The 17,443-nt window shown below is 70.9% G+C and carries 13 protein-coding genes and 2 pseudogenes; 10 read left to right on the top strand and 5 right to left on the bottom strand.

From position 1 onward, the window contains the following. From ACFY4A_RS10180 to ACFY4A_RS10165, 4 genes and pseudogenes are all read left to right on the top strand, one after another. Positions 1-1,801: VWA domain-containing protein (locus tag ACFY4A_RS10180; protein ID WP_390828956.1), on the top strand; the 1,801-nt coding region annotated here is incomplete at its 5' end. A gap of 146 nt (positions 1,802-1,947) precedes the next feature. Continuing rightward, entirely contained in the window at positions 1,948-3,663 is a 1,716-nt protein-coding gene (gene metG, locus ACFY4A_RS10175; protein WP_390828955.1) for a methionine--tRNA ligase, read from the top strand. A 76-nt stretch (positions 3,664-3,739) separates the two neighbouring features. Continuing rightward, a complete protein-coding gene (locus ACFY4A_RS10170; protein ID WP_390828954.1) occupies positions 3,740-3,880 on the top strand; it encodes a hypothetical protein in 141 nt (46 codons plus the stop codon). Then, positions 3,817-4,380, top strand: a pseudogene (locus tag ACFY4A_RS10165) (ABC transporter ATP-binding protein); the annotation flags it as partial. The gene ACFY4A_RS10170 and the pseudogene ACFY4A_RS10165, both read left to right, overlap by 64 nt. A gap of 160 nt (positions 4,381-4,540) precedes the next feature. On the opposite strand, the gene aspS reads toward ACFY4A_RS10165, so the two are convergent. Next, on the bottom strand, positions 4,541-6,334 hold the full coding sequence (aspS, locus tag ACFY4A_RS10160; RefSeq protein ID WP_390828953.1) for an aspartate--tRNA ligase: 1,794 nt from the start codon (positions 6,332-6,334) through the stop codon (positions 4,541-4,543). A 349-nt stretch (positions 6,335-6,683) separates the two neighbouring features. Here aspS and ACFY4A_RS10155 point away from each other — a divergent pair. After that, positions 6,684-7,347, top strand: a pseudogene (locus tag ACFY4A_RS10155) (GAF domain-containing protein); the annotation flags it as partial. Between the two features lie 21 nt (positions 7,348-7,368). Here ACFY4A_RS10155 and ACFY4A_RS10150 read toward each other — a convergent pair. The 3 genes from ACFY4A_RS10150 to ACFY4A_RS10140 form a co-directional block, all read right to left on the bottom strand. Then, positions 7,369-8,415: an AI-2E family transporter gene (locus tag ACFY4A_RS10150; protein ID WP_390828952.1), complete on the bottom strand. Its 1,047-nt coding sequence runs from the start codon at positions 8,413-8,415 to the stop codon at positions 7,369-7,371. Between the two features lie 185 nt (positions 8,416-8,600). Next, positions 8,601-9,572: a pirin family protein gene (locus tag ACFY4A_RS10145; protein ID WP_390828951.1), complete on the bottom strand. Its 972-nt coding sequence runs from the start codon at positions 9,570-9,572 to the stop codon at positions 8,601-8,603. A gap of 142 nt (positions 9,573-9,714) precedes the next feature. Further along, positions 9,715-10,197, bottom strand: a complete 483-nt coding sequence (locus ACFY4A_RS10140) for an SseB family protein (RefSeq protein ID WP_390828950.1) — start codon at positions 10,195-10,197, stop codon at positions 9,715-9,717. A gap of 160 nt (positions 10,198-10,357) precedes the next feature. On the opposite strand from ACFY4A_RS10140, the gene ACFY4A_RS10135 reads away from it, so the two are divergent. The 5 genes from ACFY4A_RS10135 to ACFY4A_RS10115 all read left to right on the top strand — a co-directional run bounded on the left by ACFY4A_RS10135 (position 10,358) and on the right by ACFY4A_RS10115 (position 15,557). Beyond that, on the top strand, positions 10,358-12,199 hold the full coding sequence (locus tag ACFY4A_RS10135; protein ID WP_390828949.1) for an acyl-CoA dehydrogenase: 1,842 nt from the start codon (positions 10,358-10,360) through the stop codon (positions 12,197-12,199). 96 nt (positions 12,200-12,295) lie between these two features. After that, on the top strand, positions 12,296-13,594 hold the full coding sequence (locus ACFY4A_RS10130; RefSeq protein ID WP_390828948.1) for a M18 family aminopeptidase: 1,299 nt from the start codon (positions 12,296-12,298) through the stop codon (positions 13,592-13,594). A 133-nt stretch (positions 13,595-13,727) separates the two neighbouring features. Beyond that, complete coding sequence (locus ACFY4A_RS10125) at positions 13,728-13,973, top strand: DUF6458 family protein (RefSeq protein WP_390828947.1); 246 nt, start codon at positions 13,728-13,730, stop codon at positions 13,971-13,973. A gap of 179 nt (positions 13,974-14,152) precedes the next feature. Next, positions 14,153-15,322 carry a glycosyltransferase gene (locus tag ACFY4A_RS10120; RefSeq protein WP_390828946.1) on the top strand — a complete coding sequence of 390 codons (1,170 nt, stop codon included), beginning with the start codon at positions 14,153-14,155 and terminating at the stop codon, positions 15,320-15,322. Between the two features lie 70 nt (positions 15,323-15,392). Beyond that, positions 15,393-15,557 carry a hypothetical protein gene (locus tag ACFY4A_RS10115; RefSeq protein ID WP_172632907.1) on the top strand — a complete coding sequence of 55 codons (165 nt, stop codon included), beginning with the start codon at positions 15,393-15,395 and terminating at the stop codon, positions 15,555-15,557. A 13-nt stretch (positions 15,558-15,570) separates the two neighbouring features. Here ACFY4A_RS10115 and ACFY4A_RS10110 read toward each other — a convergent pair whose 3' ends face one another. Beyond that, complete coding sequence (locus ACFY4A_RS10110) at positions 15,571-17,400, bottom strand: NHL domain-containing thioredoxin family protein (protein WP_390828944.1); 1,830 nt, start codon at positions 17,398-17,400, stop codon at positions 15,571-15,573. Positions 17,401-17,443 lie beyond the last annotated feature (43 nt).

Raw genomic sequence — 17,443 nt, 5'->3', positions numbered from 1 at the left:
GCCCGAGACGACACCCGCCCCCGAGCCGACCCCGGAACCGGTGGCCGAAGAGCCGACCCCGGCAGCTACGGAGCCGGAGCCGACGCCGGAACCGGCAGCCGAAGAGCCCGAACCGGCAACCGAACCGGCAGCCGCGGAGCCGGAGTCGGAGCCCTCGGAGCCCGAGACGACACCCGCCCCCGAGCCGACCCCGGAACCGGTGGCCGAAGAGCCGACCCCGGCAGCTACGGAGCCGGAGCCGACGCCGGAACCGGCAGCCGAAGAGCCCGAACCGGCAACCGAACCGGCAGCCGCGGAGCCGGAGTCGGAGCCCTCGGAGCCCGAGACGACACCCGCCCCCGAGCCGACCCCGGAACCGGTGGCCGAAGAGCCGACCCCGGCAGCTACGGAGCCGGAGCCGACGCCGGAACCGGCCCCCGAACCGCAGGCCAAGGCCAAGCCGGAGCCGGAGTCGGAGCCCTCGGAGCCCGAGACGACACCCGCCCCCGAGCCGACCCCGGAACCGGTGGCCGAAGAGCCGACCCCGGCAGCTACGGAGCCGGAGCCGACGCCGGAACCGGCCCCCGAACCGCAGGCCAAGGCCAAGCCGGAGCCGGAGTCGGAGCCCTCGGAGCCCGAGACGACACCCGCCCCCGAGCCGACCCCGGAACCGGTGGCCGAAGAGCCGACCCCGGCAGCTACGGAGCCGGAGCCGACGCCGGAACCGGCCCCCGAACCGCAGGCCAAGGCCAAGCCGGAGCCGGAGGCCGATGACCCGCAAGCCGCCGACGGCAAGGAAGCCCCGCAGGAGTCACCGGCACCCGCCGACGAAGCCCGCGCGGATGGTGAACCGGCCGAAGGCGAAGCCGAGGCCGAACCGGTGGCCGAGCAGCCGGCATCGCAGCCGGAGCCAGTGGCTACGGAGGAACCTGCGACCACTGAGCCGGAACCGGAGCCTGCGGCTGAGCCGTCGCCCTCGGACGCGGACGCCCCGCAAGCCGCCGACGGCGAAGCCGAAACCGGGGCCGAGGCCAAGGAAGAGCCGGCCACCGAGGCCGACACGGAGCCGGACACCGAGACCAAGGAGCAGCCGGCCACCGAGGCCGACACGGAGCCGGACACCGAGACCAAGGAAGAGGCGGAAACGGGCGCCACCCCCGCCGCCCCCCTCGCCCAAATCCACTCGCACGCCCCCGCCCTCACCACCGCCTACCACGCCGCCGCATCCGCCCTCGCGAAGTACGACCTCACCGGCACCCGCGCCAAGGTCTACCTCGTCCTCGACCGCTCCGCCTCCATGCGCCCGTACTACAAGGACGGCTCCGCCCAGGCCCTCGGCGAGCAGACCCTCGCCCTCGCGGCCAACCTCGACCCCGAGGCGACGGTCCACGTCACGTTCTTCTCCACGGAAGTGGACGGCACCGGCGAGCTGACCCTCGCCGAGCACGAGAACCGCATCGACGACCTGCACGGTTCCCTCGGCCGCATGGGCCGCACGAGCTACCACGCCGCCGTGGACGCCGTACTGGCCCACCGCGCGCAGTCGACGGACGACCCGGCGACCCCCACCCTGGTGATCTTCCAGACGGACGGCGCCCCGGACGCCAAGACCCCGGCCACCCAGTCCCTCACCGGCGCGGCGAAGAAGCACCCCGCCGTCTTCTTCTCCTTCGTCGCCTTCGGCGAGCACGACAACAAGGCCTTCGACTACCTCCGCAAACTGAAGACCGACACCACGTCCTTCTTCCACGCCGGTCCCACCCCCCGCGAGCTCACGGACCAGGAGCTCTACGAGGGCGTACTGGCGAACTGGCGCCCGTGACCCGCGCCGCACCAGGGCCGCCCCTTCCCACCCCTTAAAACGGGAAGCGGGCGGCCCACCCATGTCGGCTACGATTTCAAGGTTCCGTAGACGACCCGCACCCGACGAGATCGTCACCCCACGTAGCGACTTGGGAGCAGCCCGCGATGGCTCGACACCTCATCACCAGCGCCCTTCCGTACATCAACGGGATCAAGCACCTGGGCAACATGGTGGGGTCCATGCTCCCGGCGGACGTGTACTCCCGCTATCTGCGTCAGCGCGGCCACGACGTCCTGTACATCTGCGCGACGGACGAGCACGGCACCCCGGCGGAGCTCGCGGCCAAGGAGCAGGGCCTCCCGGTCGACGAGTTCTGCGCGCAGGCGCACAACGCGCAGAAGGCGGTCTACGACGGCTTCGCGCTGGCCTTCGACTACTTCGGCCGCAGCTCGTCCCCGCAGAACCACGAGATCACGCAGGAGATCGCCCGCGAGCTGAAGGCGAACGGGTTCATCGAGGAGCGGGCCATCCGCCAGGTGTACTCCAACGCCGACGGCCGCTTCCTGCCCGACCGGTACATCATCGGCACCTGCCCGCACTGCGGCTACGACAAGGCGCGCGGCGACCAGTGCGAGAACTGCACGCGGGTCCTGGACCCGACCGACCTGATCGAGCCGCGCTCCGCGATCAGCGGCAGCAGCGACCTGGAGGTCCGCGAGACCAAGCACCTCTTCCTGCTGCAGTCCGCGCTGGCCGGCGAGGTCGAGGCATGGGTCGACGAGCGCGCCGACAACTGGCCGGTGCTGGCCTCCTCGATCGCCCGCAAGTGGCTCACCGAGGGCCTGCACGACCGTGCGATCACCCGTGACCTGGACTGGGGCGTCCCGGTCCCGGCCGACACCTGGCCGGACCTGGCCGCCGAGGGCAAGGTCTTCTACGTCTGGTTCGACGCCCCGATCGAGTACATCGGCGCCACCAAGGAGTGGGCGGACCAGGACCCGGAGAACCGGGACTGGCGTTCGTGGTGGTGGAAGTCGGACGCGGATGTCCACTACACGCAGTTCATGGGCAAGGACAACGTGCCCTTCCACAGCGTGATGTTCCCGGCGACCCTGCTGGGCACCCGCGCGCCGTGGAAGAAGGTCGACGTCATCAAGGCCTTCAACTGGCTCAACTACTACGGCGGCAAGTTCTCCACCTCGCAGCGGCGCGGCGTCTTCACGCACGACGCGCTGGAGATCCTCCCGGCCGACTACTGGCGCTACTTCATGATGGCGAACGCGCCGGAGTCCGACGACTCGTCCTTCACCTGGGAGCACTTCACGGCCACGGTGAACAAGGACCTGGCGGACACGCTGGGCAACTTCGTCAACCGGGTGCTGTCCTTCTCCCGCAAGCGCTTCGGCGACGCGGTCCCGGAGGGCGGTGAGCCGGGCGAGGCCGAAGCGCGGCTCGGGGAGGAGATCGCCCGCCTCCTCGCGGAGTACGAGGAGCACATGGAGGCCATCCAGTTCCGCAAGGCGGCGGCCTCCCTGCGCGCCCTGTGGTCGGCGGGCAACTCCTACCTGGAGGAGAAGTCCCCCTGGCTGGAGATCAAGACCGACAAGGACGGCGCGGCCCTCACCCTGCGCACCGCGATGAACCTGATCCACCTCTACGCGGTGGTCTCGGAGCCGTTCATCCCCACCTCGTCGTCGGCCATGCGCGCGGCGTTCTCCCTGGACGACGACACGGCGTCCTGGGTGACCCCCGCCGAGGCGGCCTCCCTGACCACCGTCCCCGCCGGCACCCCCTTCTCGGTTCCCCCGGTCCTCTTCGCCAAGCTCACGGACGACGACCTGGAGACCTACAAGGAGCGCTTCGGCGGCTCCGAGGGCTGAACCGCTCGGCACACGACTGAGAACACAGGCGCGTGCCCCGCTCCCGGCCTGCCTGCCGGGAGCGTACGCCTCCTGCATGCAGGAGCACGGCGCGCCGGACTTCCCCGACACCGACGAGACCGGTCGCTTCCGGGACGTCACCTGGGACTCGACATCGGCGGGCGCCAAGCGGGCCACGCGTGCAGGGCGGAGCGCCGGCGGCGCGGCCCACACCTGACCATCCGGTACGGCGAACTCGTGTGCGTGGTCGGCCCGTCCGGGTCGGGGAAGTCCACGGTGCTGCACCTCATGGGTACCCTCGACCGGCCGTCCGCCGGCCGGATCGCGATCGACGGCCACGAAGTCGCGGACCTGTCCGACCGCGAGCTGTCCGCGCTGCGCGCGCAGCGCGTCGGCTTCGTGTTCCAGCAGTTCCACCTGGCCGTCGGAGTACTGGTGCTGGACACCGTCGCCGACGGGCTGCTGTACGCGGGGGTGCCCCTGCGGGAGCGGCGGCGGCGGGCCGCGCGGGCCCTGTCCCGGGTGGGACTCGACCACCGGCTCGGCCACCTCCCGCACCAGCTGTCCGGTGGCGAACGGCAGCGCGCGGCCGTCGCCCGTGCCGTGATCGGCGAACCGGCGCTGCTGCTCGCCGACGAACCGACCGGCAACCTCGACTCCGTCTCCGGCGCGGCCGTGCTCGCCCTGCTGAGGCGCCGCCGACGGGAGGGGCGGACACCTGGCGACTGGACGGCCGGACAGCCGGACAGCCGGACAGCCGGACAAGAGACCGGTATCCCCTCTTCCGGGCAACGACAAGGGACCTGGAACCGACGCTGGTTCCAGGTCCCTTTGCCGTAGGGCTGCCACGAGGCGTCGCCCCTCGATGCACCGGCCCTTACTTGGGCTGCGGCTTGCGCACCGACAGGTGCAGTTCCCTCAGACGCGACTCGTCCAGCTCGGTCGGGGCGCCCATCATCAGGTCCTGGGCGTTGCCGTTGAGCGGGAAGGCGATGGTCTCGCGGATGTTGGGCTCGTCGGCCAGCAGCATGACGATGCGGTCGACGCCCGGCGCGATGCCGCCGTGCGGCGGGGCGCCGAAGCGGAACGCGCGCAGCATGCCGGCGAACTTCTCCTCGACGGTCTCGCGGTCGTAGCCCGCGATCTCGAAGGCCTTGAGCATGATCTCCGGCTCGTGGTTCCGGATGGCGCCGGAGGACAGCTCGACACCGTTGCAGACGATGTCGTACTGCCAGCCCAGGATGTCCAGCGGGTCCTGGGTCCGAAGGGCCTCCAGGCCGCCCTGCGGCATCGAGAACGGGTTGTGGGAGAAGTCGATCTTCCCGTCCTCGTCCTTCTCGTACATGGGGAAGTCGACGATCCAGCAGAAGCGGAAGACGTCCTCCTCGAAGTGGCCGGCGCGCTTGGCGGCCTCCACCCGCACCGCGCCCATGATCTTCGAGACCTCGTCGAACTCGCCCGCGCCGAAGAACACCGCGTGGCCGGGGGCGAGGGACAGCCGCTTGGTCAGCTCCGCGACGTTCTCCTCGGTCAGGAACTTCGCGATCGGGCCGGTCAGCGTGGGGGTACCTCCCTGGCCCTCAAGGCCCTGGGGGACGTCCTCGCCGACCCGCACCCAGGCCAGGCCCTTCGCGCCCTGCTCCACCGCGTACTCGCCGAGCTGGTCGAAGAACTTGCGGGGCTGGCCGGCGGTGTCCGGCACCGGCAGCGCGCGGACGTGCTTGCCCGCGAACGCCTTGAACTCCGAGCCCTCGAAGATGTCGGTGATGTCGACGAGCTCCAGCTGGGCGCGCAGGTCCGGCTTGTCGGAGCCGTACTTCAGCATCGCCTCGCGGAACGGGATCCGCGGGAAGGGAGAGGTGACGTGGCGGCCGCCGCCGAACTCCTCGAACAGCTCCGTCATGAGCTTCTCGATCGGCTGGAAGACGTCCTCCTGCTCGACGAAGCTCATCTCGACGTCGAGCTGGTAGAACTCGCCCGGCGAGCGGTCCGCGCGGGCGTCCTCGTCACGGAAGCAGGGCGCGATCTGGAAGTAGCGGTCGAAGCCCGAGATCATCAGCAGCTGCTTGAACTGCTGGGGGGCCTGCGGGAGGGCGTAGAACCTGCCCGGGTGGACCCGGGAGGGGACCACGTAGTCGCGGGCGCCCTCGGGGGAGGTGGCGGACAGGATCGGCGTCGCCATCTCGTTGAAGCCCATGGCCGACATCTTCTGGCGGATGGCGGAGATGACCGCCGTGCGCAGCAGGATGTTGCGGTGCATGCGCTCGCGGCGCAGGTCCAGGAAGCGGTACTCCAGGCGCCGCTCCTCGTTGACCCCGTCCTCGGTGTTGATGGTGAAGGGGAGCGGGGCCGCCGCGCCCAGCACCTCGACCTCGCCGACCTCGATCTCGATCTCGCCGGTGGGCAGCTCGGAGTTGACGTTGTCGGCGCCGCGGGAGACGACCTTGCCGTCTACGCGGACGACGGTCTCCTTCGAGAGCTTGTCGAGGGCCTCGTACGCGGGCGTGCCGGGGCGGGCGACGAGCTGCGTGATGCCGTAGTGGTCGCGCAGATCGATGAAGAGGATGCCGCCCAGGTCGCGCCGATTGTGCAGCCAGCCACTGAGCCGGACGTCGGTGCCGACGTCAGAGGCGCGGAGCTCGCCGCAGGTGTGGGACCTGTACCGATGCATCGTCGTTCATCCAGTCTTCGCGGATCGGGGATCACCGGGCGGGCACGGCCCGGACCTATCAAGCGTACCGGGCGGCTCAAGCTCGGCTCCCCCCATGAAAGAGGGATCCCCGGCGGCGCCGGGCGGCACCGGGTCCGCACGGCCGCACACCATCGGTGGCAGTGTCCGATCGCCTCTTCTTAGAGTGGGGCAATGCGCACTGGTGAGCCCCTGCCTTCCGTGGGGGACGTACTCGCCTCCCTCGCGACCGGGATGTGGCACTGGGACACCGCCACCGGCCTGGTCTCGGTCGACGCCGAGGCGGCCCGGCTGCTCGGGCTGCCCGCCGTGGCGGCCACGCTCAGGGAAGCCCAGGCCGGGGCAGTACATGTCCCGCTATACCCTCACCCGGCCGCTCGCCGAGCGCTTCCACCGCCACTCCTGGGCGTTCCTGCCGCTGACCGTCGCGGGCCGCACGATGGGCGCCTGGATGGCCGCCTGCACCTACCCGGTGGCCTTCACTCCCGACGAGCGCTCGGTGCTGACCACGGTGGCCCGCATGCTCGCCCAGGCCCTGTCCCGGGCCGGGACCGCCGAGACCGAGCGGGAGCTGAGCGAGGGCCTTCAGCGCTCGATGATGCCCACGCTGGGCCCCGAGGTCCCCGGCATGGACATGGCCGCCCGCTACGTCCCCACCGGCGGCGGCCTCCAGGTCGGCGGCGACTGGTACGACATGATCCCGCTGCCCGGTGGTGCTGCTGCTGTCGGAGACCCTCGCCAACGTCCTGCTGCACACCGACGTCGACGCGCTGATGCTGGCCGAGGTCAGCGGGGAGAGGGGCGAGCGGCGTCTGCGGGTGGAGGTCACCGACGCCGGCGACGACCTGCCGCACAAGCGCCGGCCCGGCGAGCTCGCCTCCTCCGGGCGCGGACTGGTGCTGATCGAACTGCTCGCGGACGCGTGGGGCGTCGTGCCGCGGGGCCAGGGCAAGAGCACCTGGTTCGAGCTGTACGAGTCCCCGGCCGCCGGGTGAGCCGTTCCTCCCCGGTGAGCGCTACGGCGTAGCCGCGTACCGTTCCCGCAGCTCGTGCGCGGTCCCGAAGGCCGCCGCCGTCAGCGGTACCGCCAGCAGCATCCCCACGATCCCGGCGACCGAAGCACCCCCGGTGATCGCCAGCATCACCACGGCCGGGTGCATCTGCACGGTCCGGCTCTGGATCAGCGGCTGGAGCACGTGCCCCTCCAGCACCTGGACCGCCAGCACCACCCCGAGTGCCCACAGCGCGATGACGAACCCGCGGTCGGCGAGCGCGACCAGCACGGACACCGCACCGGAGAGGAAGGCGCCCAGGTAGGGAATGTAGGCGCCGACGAAGACCAGCGCGCCGAGCCCGACCGCGCCGGGCACCTTCAGCACCAGCAGACCGACGGTGATGCAGCCGGCGTCGATCAGCGCGATGAACGTCGTGCCGCGCATGAAGCCCTCCACGGCCGCGAAGGCCCGCCGGGCCATGGCCTCCGCGGTGTCGCCGGTCCCGCGCGGGGCGAGCGTGCGCAGGGTGGCGGCAGCCTTGTGCGAGTCGCGCAGGAAGAAGAACACGAGCAGCAGGGCCAGTACGGCCATGGCGAGCGACTCGCCGACCACGCTGACCCCGCTGATGACGTTGGAGGCGGCCGTCCCGCCGAACCTCTCCAGCAGCCGTTTGCCGTTGGAGGCGAGGTCGTCCAGCGAGGTCCCGGCCGCCCCGAAGTGCGTGGTGAGCGACTGCGCGGCCTTCTTGAGCGAGGCGACGATCTGGTCACCGCTGTCGATCAGCGCGGCCACCACGATGTACACCGCCCCGCCGACGACCACGACGACCGCCACACACGTGATCCCGGCGGCGAGCGACCGGTTCACCCCCGCCTCCACAAGGCGCCGGAAGACCGGCCGCAGCAGAGCCGTCCCCAGCAGCGCCAGCAGCACCGGGATCACCGCGGTCCGGAACACCACGCACAGCTCGACCCCGATCCACACGACCCCGGACACCAGCAGAACGGCGGCGCACCAGGCGGCGAGACGCCGGACGGGCTCGGGCAGCAACGGGGCGGGGGCCTGCACGCCTCCAGACGATCACACGCCGGACGGGCTGTCCTGCAGGGGCGGCCCACCCGGGTGACACCGCGTCAGCCACGGGCGGTCCCGGCCGGTGACGCCGCCCGCGCCCCGCACCGGGCCCGGCAGAAAAACGAAAGGGCCCCGTCCACAAAGGAACGGGGCCCTCGCGCCCAGCGGCCGGGAAGGGCCTACAGCCCTTCCTCGCTCATCCCGTGGACCGCCGGGATCGTGCCGAGGCGGCCCTTCTTGAAGTCCTCGAAGGCCTGCATGAGCTCGTCCTGGGTGTTCATGACGAAGGGGCCGTAGTGGGCCATCGGCTCGCGGATCGGCTGCCCGCCGAGGAGGACGACCTCCAGGTCGGGCGTGTGCGCGTCCTGCTTCTCGTCCGCACGGACGGTCAGCGAGGAACCGGCGCCGAAGACCGCGGTCTGACCGAGGTGGATCGGCCGGCGCTCGGCGCCCACGGTGCCGCGTCCCGCCATCACGTACGCCAGGCCGTTGAAGTCCTCCCGCCAGGGCAGGGTGACCTCCGCGCCCGGCGCCACCGTCGCGTGGATCATCGTGATCGGCGTGTGCGTGATGCCGGGGCCGGCGTGGCCGTCCAGCTCACCGGCGATGACCCGCAGCAGCGCGCCGCCGTCGGGGGAGGTGAGCAGCTGGACGCTGCCGCCGCGGATGTCCTGGTAGCGCGGCGCCATCATCTTGTCCTTGGCCGGCAGGTTCACCCACAGCTGGAGGCCGTGGAAGAGACCGCCGGACACCACCAGCGACTCCGGCGGGGCCTCGATGTGCAGCAGACCGCTGCCCGCCGTCATCCACTGGGTGTCGCCGTTGGTGATGGTGCCGCCACCGCCGTTGGAGTCCTGGTGGTCGAAGACCCCGTCGATGATGTACGTGACGGTCTCGAAGCCACGGTGGGGGTGCCAGGGGGTGCCCTTGGGCTCGCCCGGCGCGTACTCCACCTCACCCATCTGGTCCATCATGATGAACGGGTCGAGATGGCGGTAGTTGATCCCGGCGAACGCCCGGCGCACCGGGAAGCCCTCGCCCTCGAAGCCGCTCGGCGCGGTTGTGACGGCGAGCACGGGACGTGCCACGGCATCGGCGGGCGCGGCCACACGGGGCAGCGTCAGCGGGTTCTCGACGGTCACTGCAGGCATGTCGGTTCCTCCTTGTACGCCCACTTTAGTTGAGCGTTGAACTTTCTGCCAGCCCCAACAGAAGAAGCCCGGAGGGAATTCCCTCCGGGCTCCGTTCGTCCGGATGCCGTCCGGCGATCCGACGCGGCGCTCAGGGCCGGTCCTAGCCGTACATCCGGCGCATCGCGAAGTCGACCATCTGCTCGACCGCCTTGGCGTCGAACACCATCCGGTGCTCGCCCTCCATGTCGAGCACGAAGCCGTAGCCGGTCGGCAGCAGGTCGATCACCTCGGCACCGGTGATCACGAAGTACTTGGACTCCTTGCCCGCGTACCGGCGCAGCTCCTTGAGCGAGGTGAACATCGGGATCACCGGCTGCTGGGTGTTGTGCAGCGCCAGGAACCCGGGATTGTCGCCGCGCGGGCAGTACACCTTGGAGGTCGCGAACACCTGCTGGAAGTCCTCGGCGGCCATCTGCCCCGTGGTGAAGGCGCGCACCGCGTCCGCGAGCGAGGGCGGCGAGGGCTCGGGATAGAGCGGCGCCTGCTGGCCGTACCCGCCGACACCGCCGGGCATCTGCTGCTGCGGAGGGACGTATCCCTGCTGTGCAGCCCCACTGTCCATCGGCTGGCCGTATCCGTACATGACCCACAGCGTACTGACCCGCACGAGGGCTCGGTCACACATGCCGGGATCGGGGTTGCTTCTTATTACCGACGGGTAGCATCATCGGAGCTACTAGTTGGTACGTGAACCAGATGCGAGGAGTCAGTGCCTCGCCGAGTCCTCGACGGGAGCCGTGGCCATGGGGCACTACAAGTCGAACCTCCGCGACATCGAGTTCAACCTCTTCGAAGTGCTCGGCCGCGACAAGCTGTACGGCACCGGCCCCTTCGAGGAGATGGACGCCGACACCGCCAGGAGCATCCTGGCGGAGCTGACCCGCCTGGCGGAGAACGAGCTGGCGGAGTCCTTCGCGGACGCCGACCGCAACCCGCCGGTGTTCGACCCCGAGACGAACACAGCTCCGGTGCCGGAGACCTTCAAGAAGAGCTACAAGGCCTTCATGGACTCCGAGTACTGGCGCCTGGGGCTGCCCGAGGAGATCGGCGGCACCACCGCTCCCCCGTCCCTGATCTGGGCCTACGCGGAGCTGATCCTCGGCGCCAACCCGGCCGTGTGGATGTACTCCTCCGGCCCGGCCTTCGCCCGCATCCTCTTCGAGGAGGGCACCGAGGAGCAGAAGAAGATCGCCTCGATCGCGGTCGAGAAGACCTGGGGCTCCACCATGGTGCTCACCGAGCCCGACGCCGGCTCCGACGTGGGCGCCGGCCGCACCAGGGCGGTCCAGCAGGAGGACGGCTCCTGGCACATCGAGGGCGTGAAGCGCTTCATCACCTCCGGTGAGCACGACATGGAGGAGAACATCCTCCACTACGTCCTCGCCCGCCCCGAGGGCGCCGGCCCCGGCACCAAGGGCCTGTCCCTCTTCCTCGTCCCGAAGTACCTCTTCGACTTCGAGACCGGCGAGCTCGGCGAGCGCAACGGCGTCTACGCCACCAACGTCGAACACAAGATGGGCCTGAAGGCCTCCAACACCTGCGAGATGACCTTCGGCGACCGCCACCCGGCCAAGGGCTGGCTGATCGGCGACAAGCACGACGGCATCCGCCAGATGTTCCGCATCATCGAGTTCGCCCGCATGATGGTCGGCACGAAGGCGATCTCCACGCTGTCCACCGGCTACCTGAACGCGCTGGAGTACGCCAAGGAGCGCGTCCAGGGTCCCGACCTGGCGAACTTCATGGACAAGTCCGCGCCCAAGGTCACCATCACGCACCACCCGGACGTGCGCCGCTCGCTGATGACGCAGAAGGCGTACGCGGAGGGCATGCGCGCCCTCGTCCTGCACACCGCCGCGGTCCAGGACACGATCGCGGTCAAGGAGGCAGGCGGCGAGGACGCCTCGGCCGAGCACGCGCTCAACGACCTGCTCCTGCCCATCGTCAAGGGCTACGGCTCGGAGAAGGGCTACGAGCAGCTCGCCCAGGCGCTGCAGACCTTCGGCGGCTCCGGCTTCCTCCAGGAGTACCCGGTCGAGCAGTACATCCGGGACGCCAAGATCGACACCCTGTACGAGGGCACCACGGCCATCCAGGGCCAGGACTTCTTCTTCCGGAAGGTCGTCCGCAACCAGGGCGCCGCGCTGAACTCGCTCGCCGAGGACATCAAGGAGTTCCTGGCCCTCGGCACCGGCGGGGAGGAGCTCGCCGGCGCCCGCGAGCACCTCGCCAGGGCCGTCGCCGAGCTGGAGGCCCTCGTCGGCCTGATGCTGACCGACCTCGCGGCCACCGAGAAGGACGTCAAGAGCATCTACAAGGTGGGCCTGAACACCACCCGCCTGCTGCTCGCCTCCGGTGACGTGATCGTCGGCCACCTGCTGCTCAAGGGCGCCGCGATCGCCGCCGAGAAGCTGGAGACGGCCTCCTCGAAGGCTGTGTCCTCCAAGGATGTGGCGTTCTACCAGGGCAAGATCGCGGCGGCGAAGTTCTTCGCGGCCAACGTCCTGCCGGGCGTCACCCTGGCCCGCAAGGTCGCCCAGAACGTGGACCTGGACCTGATGGAGCTGGACGAGGCCGCCTTCTAGCAGGGGCCTGGCACCGGCGCCCGTCCCACCCCCCACCGACGAGGGTCCGCTTCCGGCACCGGGAGCGGACCCTCGTGACGTCGTTAAGGTGAACCCATGAGTACAAGCCAGCGCTTCGACCGCGGCCACACCGACGACCTGATGTCCTTCCTGGCGGCGAGCCCGTCGCCGTACCACGCCGTGGCGAACACAGCCGAGCGGCTGGAGAAGGCCGGCTTCCGCCAGGTCTGCGAGACGGACGCGTGGGACGGCACGACGGGCGGAAAGTACGTGCTGCGCGGCGGGGCGATCGTGGCCTGGTACGTCCCCGAGGGTGCCGCGCCGCACACCCCCTTCCGTATCGTCGGCGCGCACACCGACTCCCCCAACCTGCGCGTCAAGCCGCTGCCCGACACCGGGGCGCACGGCTGGCGCCAGGTCGCCGTGGAGATCTACGGCGGCCCGCTGATGAACTCCTGGCTCGACCGCGACCTGGGCCTGGCCGGCCGGCTCACGCTGCGCGACGGATCCACCCGCCTGGTCAACGTCGACCGCCCGCTGCTGCGCGTCCCCCAGCTGGCGATCCACCTGGACCGGCAGGTCTCGGCGGAGGGCCTCAAGCTGGACAAGCAGCGGCACCTGCAGCCGGTGTGGGGCCTGGGCGACGACGTCCGCGACGGCGACCTGATCGCCTTCCTCGAGGCGGAGGCGGGAGTCGCCGCGGGCGAGGTGACCGGCTGGGACCTGATGACGCACTCCGTGGAGCCGCCCGCCTACCTGGGCCGGGACCGGGAGCTGATGGCCGGCCCCCGCATGGACAACCTGCTGTCGGTGCACGCCGGCGCGGCGGCGCTCGCGGCCGTCGCGACGGGGACGCCGGAACTGCCGTACATCCCCGTGCTGGCCGCCTTCGACCACGAGGAGAACGGCTCCCAGTCGGACACCGGCGCGGACGGCCCGCTGCTCGGATCCGTACTGGAGCGCTCGGTGTTCGCGCGTGGAGGCTCGTACGAGGACCGGGCGCGCGCCTTCGCCGGCACGGTCTGCCTGTCCTCCGACACCGGCCACGCCGTCCACCCCAACTACGCCGAGCGGCACGACCCGACCCACCACCCGCGTGCGGGCGGCGGCCCCATCCTCAAGGTCAACGTCAACAACCGCTACGCGACGGACGGTTCGGGACGCGCGGTGTGGGTGGCGGCCTGTGAGAAGGCCGGCGTCCCCTTCCAGTCCTTCGTCTCCAACAACTCCATGCCGTGCGGCACGACCATCGGCCCGATCACCGCGGCCCGGCACGGCATCCGCACCGTCGACATCGGCGTGGCCATCCTGTCGATGCACAGCGCCCGTGAACTGTGCGCCGCCGACGACCCGTTCCTGCTGGCGAACGCGCTGGTGGCGTTCCTGGAGGGCTGAGAAGCACGGCCGCCCGGCCCATGCGGGGCCGCCCCCGCATGGTCACCCGGCTTGCGGGTACCCGGAGTTGACCGGAAGGGACCGGCACCGCCCGGAACCACCGGATCCGACACCGTACAGGGAGGCGACACTCATGGGCCTCGGCGGCTGCATCATCCTCATCGCCGTGGGAGCCATCCTCACGTTCGCGACCGACTGGCACATGCAGGGGGTCAACCTGCACGTGGTCGGCGTCATCCTGATGATCGTCGGCCTGATCGGCGTCACGACGTTCAGCAGCATCTACCGGCGCCGCCGCGTCATGGTGCCCCCCACCACCGTCGTCGAAGAGGACCACCACCACGCACGCGACGGCTACAGCGACGGCTACGGCATCTGAGCACATGCCCAGCCGGTCCCTCGGCCATCGGAACATGACGGACAGTCGGCAACAAGCTTGAGCATTCCGTTACGCGCACCTTCTTGTCGTGTTGTGTGAATATCGTGAAGACTTGGCGCCCTTGAGCCCGTAGGGGAGAAACCGGGCGCCAGGCAACCATCACGACGGGGGGCTCTGCCGTGCTCGACTTCGCCGCACCTCGCGGCGCCTCCAGCGCTGCGCCGATACCGCGACCACGACCCACGGGCCGGCACGCCGCCCGCCGCGCGCACGCCGCCGAGGAGGAGCCGCCGGGCAGACCCCGGCTCGCGGTCCTGATCCCGGCCCACAACGAGCAGGACCGCGTCGCCGCCGCGATCGAAGGCCTGTGGCGGCAGACCCGGCGGCCGGACCTGATCGTCGTCGTCGCCGACAACTGCACCGACGACACCGCCCGGATCGCCGTCGCGCACGGCGCGCAGGTCTTCCACACCCGGGGCAACACGCACAAGAAGGCGGGCGCCCTCAACCAGGCCATCGCCTGGGTGCTGCCCCACCTCGACGACCGGGACCTGCTGCTGGTGCAGGACGCCGACACCGTGCTCAACCCGTGGTTCGCCGAGACCGCCCTGGCCACCTTCAACCGCAAGGTCGGCGCCGTCGGCGGCGTCTTCTACGGCGAGGAGGGCGGCGGCCTGCTCGGTCTGCTCCAGCGCATGGAGTTCCACCGCTACGCCTGGGAGCTGGAACGCACCGGGGGCAAGGCCCAGGTGCTCACCGGCACCGGCACCATGTTCCGGGCCCGGGTGCTGCGCGAGGTGCGGGCGGCCCGCCGCGCCGGTGTCATCGGCGGCGGCAGCGGCTACTACAGCCTCGCCTCCCTCACCGAGGACGACGAGATGACCAAGGCGGTCAAGACCCTCGGCTACCGCGCCATGTCACCGGCGGGCTGCGCGGTCACCACCGAGGTCATGCCGACCCTGGGCAAACTGTGGCACCAACGGCTGCGCTGGCAGCGCGGCGCCCTGGAGAACCTCCGCGACTACGGCTGGACCCGCGTCACCGCCCGCTACTTCTTCCAGCAGTTCCTCATGGGCTTCGGCGCGCTGTCCTTCCTCGTCTACCTGACCTTCATGATCACGTCCATCGCCCTGTACGGCCCGCCGGGCCTGTCACCGGTGTGGACCTCGATCGGCCTGATCTTCGTCGTCGAGAAGGTCGTCTCCGTACGCCGCGCCGGACCCCTGCCGATGCTAGTGGCGCTGCTGATGATCCCGGAGATGCTCTACGACCTCTTCCAGCACACCGTCTACTTCTGCTCGCTGTGGGGCCTGCTGCGCCGCAGCGAGGAGAAGTGGGTGGCCACCTGACCACCCCCACCCCCAGCGCCGCACCCACGGCGCGACCTCATCACACCCGCACCAGAGCGAGGAGAACGACATGTACGGACGAGTCGTCGGCGCCGGCACCACCGGCGCCGGAGGCGCCACGCTGGCCGCCACCGGCGTGTGGATGAACAGCATGGCCATGATGGTCGCGGCCACCACCCTGGTGGCCGCGGGAGTGGCCCTGTTCAAGCTGGCGCCGCGCCCGCGGCGCCGCTAGGGCCACTCGGCGATCACCCTGCCGCGGTCTCGTCCATCCCGGCCAGGACGAGCGGCAGCCGGTCCGCCGCACCCTCGGTGAGGCGGACCGGAACGCCCCAGTCCTGCTGGTGCACATGGCAGGCGGGGTACTCGTTCGCGGGGTCGTCGTCGCACGAGGCCGCCATCGCGGAGACGTGCAGGACACCCTCCGTGACGGCGGGATTCAGCTCCAGTTCGCGGCACAGGTCGGTGTCCGCGCCCTCGCCCTTCAGCAACAGCTCGGGCGGGGTCGAGGAGACCAGCAGCCGGGTCGACGGCCCGTACCGGGTGTCGAGCTTCTGACCCGCCGGGGCCTGGAAGACCACGTCCAGGCGGAGTCGGCCGGGGGCGACCTCCGTCGCCGCGCGCCGGGTGCGGTGGGCGACGGCCTCCACCCGTACCGCCTCCTCCGGCAACCGCAGCCGGGTCAGCCGGTGCCGGGCCGACTCCACCACCACGATGTCGTCACCGACGAGCACCGCGTCGCTGGGCTCGCGCAGATCGGTGGCGAGCGTGGTGACCTCGCCGGTCGCCGGGTCGTAGCGGCGCAGGGCGTGGTTGTAGGTGTCGCTGACGGCGACCGAGCCGTCCGGCAGGGCGGTCACGCCCAACGGGTGCTGGAGCAGCGCCTGTCCGGCGGCTCCGTCCCGGTGCCCGAAGTCGAACAGCCCGGTGCCGACCGCCGTGTGGACGGCACCGTCGAGATCCACCCAGCGCAGGGCCGACGTCTCGGAGTCGGCGATCCACAGCCGGTCGGGCGTGGCCGCGAGCCCGGAGGGCTGCGCGAACCAGGCGTCCGCGCCGGGCCCGTCGACGAGCCCCTCGTTCGTGGTCCCGGCGGTGACGGCGACGGTCCCGGCCTCCGGGTCGTAGGCCCACAGCTGGTGCACGCCCGCCATGGCGATCCACACCCTGCCGTTCCACCAAGCCACGTCCCAGGGCGAGGAGAGCTTCACGTCCCGGGCGGAACCGGACGTGGCCTCGCCCTGCATCCACTGGTGTCCGGTGCCGGCCAGGGTCGTGGTCACTCCCGTCTCCGGGTCGAAGCGCCGCAGGGCGTGGTTGACCGTGTCGGCGACCACGACGGTGCCGTCCGGCAGGAGCGCGAGCCCCTGCGGCTCCTGGAACCGGACCCGGTCAGGGCCGCCGTCGGTCATCCCCCGGCCGCCCTGGCCGATCCGCCGCACCACGGTCTCGCCGTCCTCCGCCAGCTCCACCAGCTGGTGCCGGGTGGTGTCGCTGACCAGGAAGTTCCAGGACGGCAGCAGCAGCGCCCTGCCCGGGAAGCGCAGGGTGGTGGGCTCCGGCTCCGGCGGCACGTACGGCCCGTCGCCGCGGCGCAGGGTGCCCTTGGCCTCGTGCTCGGCCTCCAGTTCCTCCACCAGCCGCTCGATCGCGTGCGCGTGCCCCTCACCGGCGTGCTGCGCGACGACGTAGCCCTCCGGGTCGATGACGACCAGCGTCGGCCAGGCCCGTACCGCGTACTGCTTCCAGGTGGCGAGCTCCGGATCGTCGAGCACCGGGTGCTCCACCCCGTACCGCTCCACCGCGTCGACCACCGCCTGGTGCTCCGCCTCGTGAACGAACTTCGGCGAGTGCACCCCGACGACCACGACCGTGTCCCGGTGCTTCTCCTCCAGCTCTCGGAGCTCGTCCAGGACGTGCAGGCAGTTCACGCAGCAAAACGTCCAGAAATCCACAACGACGCACTTGCCTCGCAGGTCGGCGAGCGTGAGGTTCTTCCCGCCAGTGTTGAGCCAGCCGCCCTTGCCGATCAGCTCGGGGGCGCGTACGCGGGCGCGTCGGGGTGCCGTGTCGTTCATGGGACCAAGGGTGCCACTCGCCCGGGGCGGCCCGCCCGGCGCG

Source organism: Streptomyces sp. NPDC001292, from assembly GCF_042896465.1.
Lineage (GTDB): Bacteria > Actinomycetota > Actinomycetes > Streptomycetales > Streptomycetaceae > Streptomyces.
The sequence above is the reverse complement of the archived record's forward strand: the minus strand, read 5'-3'. Positions and strand labels throughout refer to the sequence as shown.

Excerpts from the sequence above, each read along its gene's own strand:
- ACFY4A_RS10140 (WP_390828950.1), bottom strand. The coding sequence starts at position 10,197 with ATGTACGGATACGGCCAGCCGATGGACAGTGGGGCTGCACAGCAGGGA.
- aspS (WP_390828953.1), bottom strand. The coding sequence starts at position 6,334 with ATGCATCGGTACAGGTCCCACACCTGCGGCGAGCTCCGCGCCTCTGAC.
- ACFY4A_RS10125 (WP_390828947.1), top strand. The coding sequence starts at position 13,728 with ATGGGCCTCGGCGGCTGCATCATCCTCATCGCCGTGGGAGCCATCCTC.
- ACFY4A_RS10135 (WP_390828949.1), top strand. The coding sequence starts at position 10,358 with ATGGGGCACTACAAGTCGAACCTCCGCGACATCGAGTTCAACCTCTTC.
- ACFY4A_RS10110 (WP_390828944.1), bottom strand. The coding sequence starts at position 17,400 with ATGAACGACACGGCACCCCGACGCGCCCGCGTACGCGCCCCCGAGCTG.
- ACFY4A_RS10115 (WP_172632907.1), top strand. The coding sequence starts at position 15,393 with ATGTACGGACGAGTCGTCGGCGCCGGCACCACCGGCGCCGGAGGCGCC.
- ACFY4A_RS10130 (WP_390828948.1), top strand. The coding sequence starts at position 12,296 with ATGAGTACAAGCCAGCGCTTCGACCGCGGCCACACCGACGACCTGATG.
- ACFY4A_RS10170 (WP_390828954.1), top strand. The coding sequence starts at position 3,740 with ATGCAGGAGCACGGCGCGCCGGACTTCCCCGACACCGACGAGACCGGT.
- metG (WP_390828955.1), top strand. The coding sequence starts at position 1,948 with ATGGCTCGACACCTCATCACCAGCGCCCTTCCGTACATCAACGGGATC.
- ACFY4A_RS10145 (WP_390828951.1), bottom strand. The coding sequence starts at position 9,572 with ATGCCTGCAGTGACCGTCGAGAACCCGCTGACGCTGCCCCGTGTGGCC.